Genomic DNA, 12,947 nt, shown 5'->3' on the forward strand with positions numbered 1-12,947 from the left:
AATGCTTGAAAAACTAATATCCTTCCTTGAAAGTCGGCCAATTCTAAACCTAATTCTAATTTTAATCTACACAATAACAATTGTTTCTCTCCATGATTTTATGGTGCAGCAATCTATTGCGGTAATGAATGCCCTTGGTATGGATTTTTACAATACAATAGTAGCCTATGGCAGTTTAATATTGGGCGTATTGTTAATTGTTTATGTGGTTTTTAAGCTCCTAAATAATAAAAATGAGCTTGGCAAAAAACTTTTCTTCCTGGGAAGCACATTGATTCTAATGTTTATTCATTTCCATTTTATGTTTGAAATGAATATTGAAATCATACACTCTTTGCAGTATGGCATTCTTGGGTTTTTACTGTTCCCATTTAGCAGAAAAATAGGAGCAGCAGTGGTACTATCATTGCCTATTATGCTACTTGACGAATGGTACCAATACCAGGTCTTGTACCCCGGATATGTAGAATATTTTGAGTTCAACGATATCATTATGAATATTTTTGGGCTCACCTTATTGTGTATTATTCTTTGGATAAGTGGTGTAAAACACAATGTGAGTGCCACAGCAATATACAAACGCTGGGATTTTAAATTACTCTTAGGTTACATTGCCCTTACGACAATACTTCTTATTAGCAGCATTATTGTATTTTATCCTGAAAATCAGACAGAACAAACCTGGCTGATTTTAAATCAAATGGAAGAAAGAGGTGAATTCTGGATTACACATAAGTTTTCCGGGGCAGTTTATCATGTACTTAGTCCTGTAGAATCATTTATTGGTTTGGTGGGGCTTTCATTGTTTTATATGCTGGCAGATTTTAAGTGGGGAAAACCAAATATTCAGTGATACAAAAAATTAGCATCATAGCCTGTGGTTGGCTGGGACTTCCCCTAGCAGAATTTTTAGTACAAAAAGGATATAAAGTAAAAGGAAGTACAACCACGGCTTCAAAACTTAAAGCAATTCAAAGCAAAGGCATTCAAGCCAACCTGATTCAGCTTGGTGCCAATTTTAATGGTGAATGGCAGGATTTTTTAGACTGTGATCTTTTGATCGTTTGCATTCCCCCTTCTGCATCTAAAGAAAATCCCGAATTGCCGCTCAAGCAAATCATAGCAGAAGCAAAAGAAAAAAAGGTCTCACGTGTTCTATACACGAGTGCCACTTCTGTATATTCCAGCAACAATTCCATTGTTAAAGAATCGGATGCTACTTATATTAAAAGTCCACATTCGGGAGTTGAAATGCTGGCTCTGGAAGAGCTTTTTACCAAATCACAAGGATTTAAAACTAGCATTCTGCGCTTGGCTGGATTATTTGGAGGAGATCGCCTACCAGGGAAATATTTGGCCGGAAAAAAGGATTTGCCCAATGGCAATCAGCCCGTAAATATGATTCATCTTGAGGATTGTATCGATATTATTCATGCGCTCATACAAAAAGATCTTTTCCCTGAAATAATGAATGCCTGTAGTGATATACATCCGAGCAGAGAAGAATTTTACACAGTGATGGCGGAGAAAAATGGCTGGCCCCTCCCCCATTTCAGTGCCGAAAAAAGCAAGCCACATAAAATTGTCAGCAATGAAAAATTGAAGAAATTACTGAATTACCGGTTTGTCTATGCCAATCCCTTGGATGCGCTTTGATTTTAGCCCTGAAAATCTATTTTGGACATTCTGTAGTGCGAAAACCAGAACAGAAGCCTTCACTCAGCCACTGCCCTTTCCAGAATTTCGTCCTTTCCTGCTCTAATGCCCGAAATACTTCTATTTATTTTATGGTCAATTTTCACACCATTGGGATAAATATAAGTTCCATCGGGATAGGCAACCACTGATCGTGTGAAATAAATTTTGATATTTCCGGGCATAGGCAAACAAATTACATCTCCCAATGCTCCCGCTGTTTGTGTGCCTATAGTAGTGGTATTGGAAAGACTCTGAAATCGCATACAATTAAACTCACCTCCACTTTGTATAAATTCATCTACGAGAATCACCTTTTTCAAATTTTTCAAGCTACTTTTTTTATAGCTTTCCAATCTGTTTTCCTGCATGAAAAATGCTCCAGGTTTTTCCCAAAGAGGCATGTATAATTTGGAAAATAAGTTTTTATCAGCTGCCAATATATTCAGCAAATATTTATAAGTCTCGTAATTTTCCCTCTCATAACTGTAATTGCGCAAATCGATAATGATTTTATTGATGCTGCTATCATCAGCAAACATTTCCATTAATTTTTCTTTATTGGCCTGATATGCATTTACATACAGACAAGTGTCGTTCACTTTGAACAAGTTGCCAGAAGGAAGTAAGGATTGGTCGTAGATTCTTTCAGAACTGTATCCCTTCTTATTTTTTAAAACCAATTTTCTGATAGACATATCAGTCTTTTGCACTTCAATGCTAACCGAATCACGATTTCCATTGAAAAGATAGTAATTCAGATTTCTATCTGTTGCCGTTTTATTGGCAGCCTGAGCATATTTTTTATAATATTCTAAAAGGGAATCTACTTGAGTTTCGTCAATTTTAAACAATACATCACCTATTTCCAGTTTTTCATCCACAGTGCTATCATTAGTGTCCAACCAGGTGATTACAGATTTGCCTTCAATAATACTTGTGAAAAATGGCGGCTGTGAATATCCCAAAATCGAATCAAGCATAGAACTTTTGAAAACAAGGTGTGTGTCCCTAATTTTTGCAGCAAACTCGCGCATTATAAAATCATAACCCGCTGCTTTTGCTTTGGCTTGTATTTTTGGAATATAGGTCTCAAGAACGGTATTCCAATCTGAGTCCAAAAGAGATTTATAGGGATAAAACCAATTCATCAAATTCCAGAACCGGGCAAAGGCAAGCAATTGCACCGCTTTATTTTGGCGCACATCTTCCTGCGGCTCCGTTTCGTTGATCAGAGTCATTACACCATTGGTAAAGGGAGCAATGAGATAATGCTGTTTTTTTACAGAACTGTGGACCAGTTTCTCAATTTTAGCATCAAGAATTGTGTCTCCACTTTCAAAAGTGAGTGAATTCAGTACAATCAACTCTCGCTTATTTTTAAATTTTTTGTTTTTTGGCTTTTTAATGTCATTGCAATAATTGAGCATTTGCCATAAAACTGTGTTCAATTCTACTGTATTTTTGGCATTTTCAAGCTTTGGTAAATATTCAAGAAATACAGCATCCCAATTTGTTTTACCTCCTGCAACTGCCGGGTGATGGTATTTTAAAATTCCCCAAAACTCGATGTATTTGGCAATATGATCGGTGTTGTCATTCCTCTCTCGGGCATGGTTCTCCTGAAAGGGAAATATTAAAATCCACAGAATTATCAAAAAGTATAGCTCCCTAAATCCTGACATTTGCTTGATATCGAACAAGTACATTAAATTGATTTTAAGTTAATAAAACAAAACATTACATTGTAGTATTAATCAAAACCTCTTTTAAAAACCTGTGCTTAAAGCCGGAATATGCATTAGAAAATTTATTACATCAATCAAAAACTTTAAAAATGAAACGTATACTCCTATTAATTAGCCTGGCAATATTGGTTTCCTGTAGTAGTACATTTGCCCAGGAAGTGTTTGCCGAAGTAGAACAAATGCCAGAATACCCGGGCGGGCAGGAAAAACTGCTGGAATACCTGGGGAAGCTCAAAAAGCCTAAAAAACTGGAAAAGGATTTTACACTTTATGTAAGATTCCTGGTAGATACTACAGGCGAGGTACAAGAAGTAATTATAGCCAATGAATCTGAAACTGATGATGAAGCGCTGAAACAAAGCGTAGTGCAGCATGTGCGAAAAATGAAAAGATGGGAACCAGGCCGGCAAAAGGGCAAGCCGGTGATTGTACAATATGTGGTTCCCTATAAATTTCAAGCCGAAGCCGGAAAGGAGTAGATCATGTTAAGCAAGCCGTTTACCTTCGTCTTATTTTTAATTTTATGGATTTTCTCCATTGATGTAACAGCTCAAAAAATCTATACTATTGCAGAAGAAATGCCCGAATATCCGGGTGGTGAAATGGCACTCTATGAATATTTATATGAAGTTCCTTTTCCCGAAAAATACAAATCCCCAGAGTTTAAAAATCAGATACAAATTCAGTTCCAAATAGATACTGCGGGAAATGTGCAAAACATAGGTGTGAAAAACCAAACCGATAATGATGAACTGGGACTTATAGCCATTGAGCACATTGAAAAAATGCCGCAATGGAAACCGGGCATACATTTAGGGAAAAAGGTGATCGTGCAATATGTATTACCGATTCCATTTGAAAGATTAACCCCTAAAAACAAGAAGAGAAAAGGAAAATAGATTCACTCACTTCCTCAGCGCATACTTATAATAGCCGCGCCATTTTTCCAAAACGGCAGTAAAATCCTCGGGCAATTCCGACTCAAATAACATTTCCTTGCCCGTTTCGGGATGTACAAAACCCAGACTCTTTGCGTGCAATGCCTGCCGGGGCATCAGTTGGAAGCAATTTTCTACAAACTGCTTGTATTTGCTGTAAATGGTTCCCTTGACAATTCTGTCGCCTCCATAAGTATCATCATTAAAAAGTGGGCAGTTGAGGTGCTTCATATGCACGCGTATTTGGTGCGTGCGTCCTGTTTCCAGTTCACATTCTATCAATGTGGTATAGCCAAAGCGCTCCAGAACTTTATAATGCGTTACAGCTGCTTTTCCGAAATCACCATCAGGATAGGCCGCCATTTTTTTTCTATAGCGTTGGTCTCTGCCAATGAACACATCAACTTTACCTTCATCATCGGGCAAATCGCCCCAAACCAATGCGTGGTATTTACGCTCTGTGGTCTTTTCAAAAAATTGCTCTGACAAATGGGTCAGTGCCCTTTCTGTTTTGGCAATCACAAGCAGTCCACTGGTGTTTTTATCGATGCGGTGTACCAGGCCGGGGCGAGTTCGGTCAGCTTTCATGGCCAATTCATTAAAATGATGCAAAAGTCCATTGACAAGTGTCCCTGTATAATTTCCCGAACCGGGATGTACAACAAGTCCAGCCGGCTTGTTGACCACTGCAAGATGCTCATCTTCATAAACTACATCAATTGGGATGTCTTCGGCCTCCAGTTTAAATTCCCGTGCAGGAGTAGTCAGCATAATCCTGATATCATCTCCTGCCTGTATCTTGTGATTGGATTTCACTACACTTCCATTGACAAAAACCTGTCCTTCCTTCGCTGCATTCTGAATTTTATTTCTACTAATACCTTCTATTCGGTTGTGCAGAAATTTATCAATGCGCATCGGTTCCTGACCTTTATCGGCTTTAAAGCGGTGCTGCTCATACAATCCTTCTGACTCTTCAATATCATTACCTGTATTTTCTTCCATTTTTATTTTTCAGATTGCATACTTTTATTCTGTAATGCGCATTAATTGGGCTTAAATTTAACCAGCCTACACACAAAACAATAAATAATAATTTATTTATAGAAAGGCTTTTTACTGATGTATTAGAATACTATACCGTCAGCTAAATTGATTTTTAAAACTTTCGTATTTTTCGATATTCAATCTCAAAACATGCTCAACGAATGAAAATTTATAGCCTGCACTACCTGTTTCATAATTACCCCTATTTTCCTTACTCAAGCTCTTTCTCGCTAAGCTTGTATGTGGTTTTCTGAATTTATACAATAACTTGAACACATTGTCTATTTGCTCTAAACACTTACCATCAACAGTATTAGAGTGATCAGTCAATGCTGTACTCACTTTTTTTAACAGTGAAGGTTTATCTTCAATTTCATCAAACATTTCCCTTAAATAAATTGGCATATACGCATTACACTCTCTGGTAAATTTAAGGTATATCTCATCATCATTATCAAACCATAACATTTTATCAACAAGGTATAATGGGATTTGCCCACCTCCCGGGCCTATATATTCTTTGTTTCCAACTTCCACAGGGTCAAAATAGGGGCGCAATCGATTGCTAAACACCCAGGGGTCTATAAGCCTCATGGATTGTGCAAATGCAGAAACGGATTTTTCAAAATTGGATTCTATGTTAGATAGAAGCATTGAAAAATCAGAATTATCTGTTTCTAAAAGTTTAAAAATATCAAAGGCAATATTCTCAAAATAAGGTATTGTATTTCTCACGCCATTTATTAAGCCTATTTCATCCTCTAATTTTGTGAAAGTTCTTTGTCTGCTTCCTGCAGGGTTCCACACACCATAATGGTAGGAACTTTCCCGTGGTGGCAAAGCCGTATTTTTTGCAATTTGGAGTAAAATAGTCTCTAAATTTGAAACAACTTTAACCGGTTGGACTCCTAATTTTCTAATTGAAGATATCAGAAAACCCAAATCCCTCATTGCTGCAAGGTTGTTTTCTACATCAAGACTTTGTATAAATTTAAGAGAAGGTAATAAATCAGAAGTTAACTCAATTAAACCCTTTAAATTTTCCTTTTGATTCAAATCATGCAACATGTCAACATAAGGATCGAAACCTAAAGGATCCAATACAGAAACTCTTAAATGTAAATCTGCACTGTATTTTATCATTTTCAAACCATTATTATACGAACTTAATCATTTTAAGCATCTAGTTCCACCAATTTAATTAAAAGAAAAGCTACCTGAGTTCACATTTAATTTAAGCCCAAACACAATGTGATATAATAAGATTATTTACTTGGAAGCGTTGTGTATTTTATTATTTAGTAAACAACCTGGGGCAAGCCTGCCTTTGTCGTCAGACAAGCCTCGGAGCACCCGCCTGCTTAGTCGGGCAGGTTCAAATCTCGATTATTGAGTAAAATATGCTTCGATTTTACTTACAACATACTTTATCTCTTCATCAGAAATAGTATTATAAATAGGCAATCTTAATAGTTTATTGCTTTCTAATGTAGTGTATTCATCTTTATCAATGCTACAATTTAATTTTCTGCCGCGAATAGAATTGTGCAATGGTGTATAATGAAATGAATTCATTATTCCATTTTTCTTTAAGTAAGACATTAAAGCATCCCTTTGTCGCTTGTTTTCACATTTCAAGAAAAAAATGTGAGCGTTGTGTTTGTAATCAGCCTGATGCTTAGGAAGCAATTTATTTAGAATTGGATTTTCGAGCATTAAATTGAAATAAGTATTCCATTTCAATTTCCTCTCTTCAATAATTTGTTCGCTTTTTATTAATAAAGGATATAAAACAGCAGCATTGAACTCAGGCATATTGAATTTTGAACCACTGTCAATCCATTCATAAGCATTTACTTTTTTTTTGAAAAAAGCAGATCTGTTGGTCCCATTATCGTAGCATATTTTTACTTTATCGACATATCTATTTTTACATAATAATACACCTCCCTCGCTACAACCAATATTTTTCAATGTATCAAAACTGATACAGGAAAAGTCACCCACACTACCCAGCAATCTGTCATCATCCGTTTTTGCGCATATCCCCTGTGCATTATCCTCAATTAACAGCACATCAGATTCATCACAAATTTGCTTTATTTTGTTCAATTGACAAGCCACACTTCCATAATGCATAACAATTACAGCTCGTGTTTTCTTGTTTATCAAATTTTTTATACTCTCAGGGGGAATATTCATGGTTTCTGGATCAATATCCGTAAACCTTAATACCGCACCGTAATTTGAAAAAGCATTGGCCACACCAACAAAATTATAAGAGGACATAATAATTTCATCGCCCGGTAATATGCCAATAGACAAAGCAATTAATTCCATTGCTCTTGTACAGGAACTGGTCATAAATGCAGTGTATTCGGGGTATTTCTGTTTAAAATATTCTTTGCACTTTTGTGTAAATACCCAATCACTAATGGTCTCTGGATTTTTAACAAGAAATTCTACATTATTACTGCTATCATTGCAGGTATATGGTATATTGAATGGGATTTTCATCAATGAGTAATGTTTTTGTAAAAATAGTTTTTTAGAACCTAAGTTTGAAAACGAATTTGGGTACAGTACAATAAGCAATTTTAAATTTATAAAGTCATAATTTCCCTACTACAAAATGATTAATCTTATATAATACATGTGCGCCAATAATTCATTCTTTCTTTCGGGAATCCTTTCGATATTTTTAATGATATTTACTCATGTGTTTTTTAACACTTATTTTGATTCTTACGAACCTATCAGTAATTATTTAATTTACTCAGCGGCAGAATTAAACACTTATTTTAAGGCAATATCTAATAATGATTTTGGACTTTTTCAGTTATACATGCTCCTACAGCAAAAAACATCAAATATTTCTGTATTTAGTTTAGCTAAAGTCTTTTTTGTGTTGATTTCGTTTTGGATAATGTTTTATTGCATTATTAGCAAATCAAAACAAACAGTCATGCATTTATTCTTATTGGGAATATGCATTTTACTATATTTTGAAAATATGGTTTTCATTAACAATGTAAGGATCAGTTTCTTATTGTCCTTTGCTACTTTAATGTACCTTTTTGTATCAAAAATAAAAGGTGAGAAAATAAATTTATTATTGTTTTACACCTTAGTTGTATTGTCCGTTATAAACAGGATAGAAATAGCTATGGTGGTTTTTATACTTGGGTTTATTTATAGTCTTATTTTTTCAAAAAAGAAAATACTACACAGTGCAAATGCAGTTATTATATGTGCTGTATTCTACTCCGTATTTCTTTGGGGCAATTACACCTATAATAACACAGCTTATAATTATATTAAAATTGAAAAGGCACTTGACGACAGGAGAGATTTCAGGTTTTCAAGCATAAATAACTTAAATACTTTAACAAATGAAGAGGTGAAAATGTATGCCAGAGCTTTATTTGTTCTGGATGAACCTACATTAAATATAGAAGAATTTGATTTTTCAAAAGTATTAAAGCACAAAACTTTCAGTGAATACATAATGAAAAATTCAGATTTTTTTTCCATATACACCAATCAACTTATAGAAAGTTACAAAATATTCACTGAATACTACTGGCCGGTACTTATCATTCTTTTTATTAGCATTATTTATATTTCCCTTTCAGTAAAAGCTCAATTATTAAAAATCATACTTTTTACTCTGTGTTACATTGCTGTTATTCCATTTTTGGCCCTCATGGGGGAGGTTCCTAAATCATTTATTGCTCCATACATTACTACAGGAGTATTTATTTCTATTTGGTACATTTATTTAAATATCAAAATGAAAAAAACAGTTAAAGTTATTTTTGGAATGACATTCCTTATTTGTAGCCTATTGCTATATATCACGAATATTCAACCTACACTAAATAAAAAAAGAAACCTACAGCTAAATTCTGATAAAATATACAATGATTTTAAAACTGAAGAAGAAGTTTTTATATTGACAATATTTGACTGGAAAATCTTACCAGTTGAGTTGTTTCACCCCAATGCAAGTTTTATTTTTAACAGCATAAGTTTCAGACAATACGATCATACTAATATTTTTCAGCTACAGAAAGAGCGAACTTTTGGTGAAAATTATGCAAGTCTAAAACATCGATTCGAGTATTTAATCAAAAATAAAAGAGCTGTTTATGGCAGCAATTACATAACAGATTTTTACAAAGCATACCTAAATAGGGTTCATGATTTTAAAATTGAATTTATACCTATTAAAAACATTGAAAACACTGATATTTATAAATTCAGAATCGAGATGATTCAATAAGTAAACAACTTTTCAATAAACCTGCATTTTACATTTGAAGTGCATTTGCAAAATGCAAATCAAATAAAATTAAGCCCCATTTTACATGAGTTTATTATGCACTTTTAAAATTAATTCAGATACAGTATACTATCCTACTGATAATTTTATTACTTCTATATTTACCCTTAACAAAATCTCATGTCTCGTCCATGAATAATAAAATTCCAAGTAGGCAGCAAAGATTATTTGACCTTATTGAGCCTTTCAAGAACAGTAAAAACATAGCTTTCAGCCGTTTGTCAAACAAAAAAACGGAGTTTATTTCCTACGAAAAATATTACGAACTGAGCCATCTTCTGGCTGAAAAATTTATTTCCTCAGGAATATGTATTGGAGATGCTGTTGGATCTATTTTAAACAACAGAAAAGAATGGAATATAATTGATATGGGGGTAGTGCTATCAGGCGCTGTGCATGTTTCGATCTTCCCTACTTTTTCTGAAGAAAATATAATACACATTTTAAGTCAATCAAAAGTTAAAGTATTATTTGTTTCTAAACCATCAATCTATTCCAAAATTCTTTCCCTAAAAGACAAACTGCCTAATTTACAGGATATAATACTGGTAAATAACAATCAATTTTACGATTACATCCCCGATAAGACATCTACAATTTTAAAAGACAAACTAGAAGGAAGAAAAAAGAATATCACTAATGAATCGATCTGCTCAATTTTATATACTTCAGGTAGCTCTAGCAAACCTAAAGGTGTACCTATAAGCCACACAAGTTTTTTGATTTATGCTGAAAGTCTAAACAATACTTATGGTGATTTTGCCGGGTCAAATATGCTAAGCTTTCTTCCACTTTGTCACGGATTTGAAAGAAGTCATTCTTATTATTATCAAGCGCATGGAAAACAAGTGAATTATATTGATCCGGGACCAAATTTATTGCAATACATTGAGCAGATTAAACCAACATTTTTCACGATTGTTCCATCAATTCTTTCAACTTTGCTCAGAAATATTGAGGTTGATAAAAAAGAAATAAATAAAGTATTCCCTAAACTTCAGATAATCTCAAGTTCAGGTGCTCAACTCAATGAATCTATAATTAAATTCTTCAAAGAAAAAACGGACATTCTGTTATTACAGTCTTATGGCTGTACTGAATGTCTTGGAATTTCAGCAAATAACATACATCACAACAAGCCAAGTACCTCGGGAAAAATATTGCCCTATGTAGAAATTAAAATCAACAATGAAGGCGAAGTAATGGTAAAAAGCCCTACCCTATTTAAAAATTACTTTAAAATTAAAACTTCAGCTTTTTTTGAGGGTGATTATTTTAAAACAGGTGACTTAGGTGAATTGGATAATGAAGGTTATCTTACCCTAAAAGGGAGAAAAAACAACTATTTCAAATTACCGAATGGAAGGTTTTTTGATCCATTTGCACTTGAAGAAAAGATAAAGGACTTGAAATCTGTAAACGAATGTATATTAACACTTCAAGACAACAGATTAATTGCTATTATCAACCTGCATTTAGAAAAATCAAATGAATTAAAAACATCTGAAATTAAAAATCACATTTTAGCTTTGAATCGAAAGCATATTGATAATGAAAAGATTTCGGGCTATATTATCACAGAGAATAAATGGAGTCCTGATTCAGGCGAGTACACACACAATATGAAACAAAGGAGAAGTTTTATTCGAGATAAGTATATTAATCTTGAAATCGAGTTTTTATGAATGAATTAAATCGTTTTTTAGAATTGATATCTTATGAGTTAGAAGATGTTTCAATAGAGGATCTTTCACCGGCCATTGACATAAAAAAACTAGATCAATGGAATTCCATCAATGCAGTTTTTATTTTAAACATGATTAGCGAGCATTATAAAATTGAAATAAGTTTTGAGCAATTAAAAGCTTCACATTCAATCGAAGAACTTTTTAAGTTAATTCAAAAAAATCAAAAACAGAGCTGATTGAATAGTGACTATATCGATATTGTAATACCTGTTTTTAATGCTGATAAACATATAGAAAATACTGTTACAGCTTTTTTAGAAGCATTTATAAATAGCAGAATCATTCTAATAGATGATTGTAGTGAGGATGAAACCTGGAATACGCTATTGAAGATAAAAGAAACGCACTCAGAAAGAATTTCAATCGTAAGGCTAAATAAAAATCTGGGGCAACACAAGGCTACATTTATTGGGCTTACTTATTCGCAAAACATATTTGCTGTAACTACTGATGATGATATGAGCATTCCTTGTGTAGAAATTGAAAAATGCCTTCACATTCTTAAAAATAGCGGGAATGAATTATTGGTAATGACCTACGATAAAAGCCGCAAAAGCAAAGTCAGACTGGCATTTAATGAGTTGGTAAAACGCTTGCTAAAAATTGACAATTATAGTACAAATCATAAAATAATTCATAAAAAACTGATTGGTAGAATTGAAAATTACTATTCTAATTTGCTTTTTATCGACATAATACTTTTTCACAACACCAGCAGATATCAGTTTCAGGATGTACTGCATTTTAACAATACCAAAAGTCGGTACAATATCTTTTCAAAGGTTTACTTTTTATCAACCTTTCTGTTTCATTATCTACATTTTAATTTTCTAAAAAAACAAAATACCAATAATTTTTCGTCTGATTACCTCAAGAAATTCAAAGCAGATGAGCTATTATAACAATATACATTTCGCGGATTTATCTGAAGAGCACCTGGAGATGTTAAGGAATTGGAGAAATACTGATGAGGTCAAACAATTTCTTGTCAATAAAAATCATATAAAAGCAGATGAGCAAATAAAGTGGTTTGCTGAATTGGATAAGCGCAAAAATATTTATTATATCGTTTATTATGAAAACACAGCAATTGGTTGTGCAAGCTTAGTTAATATAGATTACAAGAAAAAAACAGCCCAACCGGGTTTTTTCATAGGAAATATTAAATTCAGAAATCATCCTGTGGCTGTATTTTCAGTATATAAACTTATAGAGCGGGCATTTAATGATCTGAAATTAAATCATTTAGAATCTGTGGTTTTAGCAGAAAACAAATCTGCCATTCAATTGTATCGCTTTTTAGGGTTTGGGCTTACTCCAATAAATACAGAGCTTATGAATTCTAAAATAAGCAGGAAGCAGTTTTACAACAATCAATCTGTAATTAAAAAGAAATTGTTCGGGAATTGATAATTGCAAATCTCCT

Annotated in this window: 13 protein-coding genes; 9 read left to right on the top strand and 4 right to left on the bottom strand. The window is 33.6% G+C overall.

Annotation, left to right across the window (positions count from 1 at the left end):
• The first annotated feature begins 1 nt into the window (after position 1).
• Positions 2-853 carry a hypothetical protein gene (locus WD048_01730; GenBank protein ID MEX0810905.1) on the top strand — a complete coding sequence of 284 codons (852 nt, stop codon included), beginning with the start codon at positions 2-4 and terminating at the stop codon, positions 851-853.
• A complete protein-coding gene (locus tag WD048_01735) occupies positions 850-1,656 on the top strand; it encodes an NAD(P)H-binding protein (GenBank protein ID MEX0810906.1) in 807 nt (268 codons plus the stop codon). The genes WD048_01730 and WD048_01735 overlap by 4 nt, the downstream gene beginning before the upstream one ends.
• Positions 1,657-1,715: 59 nt before the next feature.
• Here WD048_01735 and WD048_01740 read toward each other — a convergent pair whose 3' ends face one another.
• Positions 1,716-3,404, bottom strand: a complete 1,689-nt coding sequence (locus tag WD048_01740; protein ID MEX0810907.1) for a S41 family peptidase — start codon at positions 3,402-3,404, stop codon at positions 1,716-1,718.
• A gap of 128 nt (positions 3,405-3,532) precedes the next feature.
• Here WD048_01740 and WD048_01745 point away from each other — a divergent pair, with 128 nt between their 5' ends.
• Both WD048_01745 and WD048_01750 read left to right on the top strand, forming a co-directional pair.
• The gene (locus tag WD048_01745; GenBank protein ID MEX0810908.1) at positions 3,533-3,922 is read left to right on the top strand and encodes an energy transducer TonB; all 390 of its coding nucleotides are present in this window, start codon (positions 3,533-3,535) and stop codon (positions 3,920-3,922) included.
• A gap of 3 nt (positions 3,923-3,925) precedes the next feature.
• Complete coding sequence (locus tag WD048_01750) at positions 3,926-4,342, top strand: energy transducer TonB (protein ID MEX0810909.1); 417 nt, start codon at positions 3,926-3,928, stop codon at positions 4,340-4,342.
• Positions 4,343-4,348: 6 nt separating this feature from the next.
• On the opposite strand, the gene WD048_01755 is transcribed toward WD048_01750, so the two are convergent.
• From WD048_01755 to WD048_01765, 3 genes are all read right to left on the bottom strand, one after another.
• Positions 4,349-5,386, bottom strand: a complete 1,038-nt coding sequence (locus tag WD048_01755; protein ID MEX0810910.1) for an RluA family pseudouridine synthase — start codon at positions 5,384-5,386, stop codon at positions 4,349-4,351.
• Between the two features lie 138 nt (positions 5,387-5,524).
• Positions 5,525-6,571: a monodechloroaminopyrrolnitrin synthase PrnB family protein gene (locus tag WD048_01760; GenBank protein MEX0810911.1), complete on the bottom strand. Its 1,047-nt coding sequence runs from the start codon at positions 6,569-6,571 to the stop codon at positions 5,525-5,527.
• Between the two features lie 243 nt (positions 6,572-6,814).
• Complete coding sequence (locus tag WD048_01765; protein ID MEX0810912.1) at positions 6,815-7,945, bottom strand: aminotransferase class V-fold PLP-dependent enzyme; 1,131 nt, start codon at positions 7,943-7,945, stop codon at positions 6,815-6,817.
• Between the two features lie 448 nt (positions 7,946-8,393).
• Between WD048_01765 and WD048_01770 the strand changes: the two genes are divergently transcribed.
• The 5 genes from WD048_01770 (at position 8,394) to WD048_01790 (ending at position 12,931) form a co-directional block, all read left to right on the top strand.
• On the top strand, positions 8,394-9,713 hold the full coding sequence (locus tag WD048_01770) for a hypothetical protein (GenBank protein MEX0810913.1): 1,320 nt from the start codon (positions 8,394-8,396) through the stop codon (positions 9,711-9,713).
• Positions 9,714-9,904: 191 nt separating this feature from the next.
• Positions 9,905-11,458, top strand: coding sequence for an AMP-binding protein (locus WD048_01775; protein ID MEX0810914.1), 1,554 nt, complete (start codon positions 9,905-9,907; stop codon positions 11,456-11,458).
• Positions 11,455-11,697, top strand: coding sequence for a phosphopantetheine-binding protein (locus WD048_01780; protein ID MEX0810915.1), 243 nt, complete (start codon positions 11,455-11,457; stop codon positions 11,695-11,697). The genes WD048_01775 and WD048_01780 overlap by 4 nt, the downstream gene beginning before the upstream one ends.
• Positions 11,698-12,423 carry a glycosyltransferase gene (locus tag WD048_01785; protein MEX0810916.1) on the top strand — a complete coding sequence of 242 codons (726 nt, stop codon included), beginning with the start codon at positions 11,698-11,700 and terminating at the stop codon, positions 12,421-12,423.
• On the top strand, positions 12,410-12,931 hold the full coding sequence (locus tag WD048_01790) for a GNAT family N-acetyltransferase (GenBank protein ID MEX0810917.1): 522 nt from the start codon (positions 12,410-12,412) through the stop codon (positions 12,929-12,931). Before WD048_01785 ends, WD048_01790 begins: the two co-directional genes overlap by 14 nt.
• The last annotated feature ends 16 nt before the right edge of the window (positions 12,932-12,947 follow it).

Source organism: Chitinophagales bacterium (assembly GCA_040877935.1).
Taxonomy (GTDB): Bacteria; Bacteroidota; Bacteroidia; order Chitinophagales; family CAIOSU01; genus JBBDNB01.

Coding starts and splice junctions, on each gene's coding strand:
- WD048_01730 (MEX0810905.1), top strand. CDS start 2: ATGCTTGAAAAACTAATATCCTTCCTTGAAAGTCGGCCAATTCTAAAC.
- WD048_01740 (MEX0810907.1), bottom strand. CDS start 3,404: ATGTACTTGTTCGATATCAAGCAAATGTCAGGATTTAGGGAGCTATAC.
- WD048_01745 (MEX0810908.1), top strand. CDS start 3,533: ATGAAACGTATACTCCTATTAATTAGCCTGGCAATATTGGTTTCCTGT.
- WD048_01750 (MEX0810909.1), top strand. CDS start 3,926: ATGTTAAGCAAGCCGTTTACCTTCGTCTTATTTTTAATTTTATGGATT.
- WD048_01755 (MEX0810910.1), bottom strand. CDS start 5,386: ATGGAAGAAAATACAGGTAATGATATTGAAGAGTCAGAAGGATTGTAT.
- WD048_01760 (MEX0810911.1), bottom strand. CDS start 6,571: ATGATAAAATACAGTGCAGATTTACATTTAAGAGTTTCTGTATTGGAT.
- WD048_01765 (MEX0810912.1), bottom strand. CDS start 7,945: ATGAAAATCCCATTCAATATACCATATACCTGCAATGATAGCAGTAAT.
- WD048_01770 (MEX0810913.1), top strand. CDS start 8,394: ATGCATTTATTCTTATTGGGAATATGCATTTTACTATATTTTGAAAAT.
- WD048_01775 (MEX0810914.1), top strand. CDS start 9,905: ATGAATAATAAAATTCCAAGTAGGCAGCAAAGATTATTTGACCTTATT.
- WD048_01780 (MEX0810915.1), top strand. CDS start 11,455: ATGAATGAATTAAATCGTTTTTTAGAATTGATATCTTATGAGTTAGAA.
- WD048_01790 (MEX0810917.1), top strand. CDS start 12,410: ATGAGCTATTATAACAATATACATTTCGCGGATTTATCTGAAGAGCAC.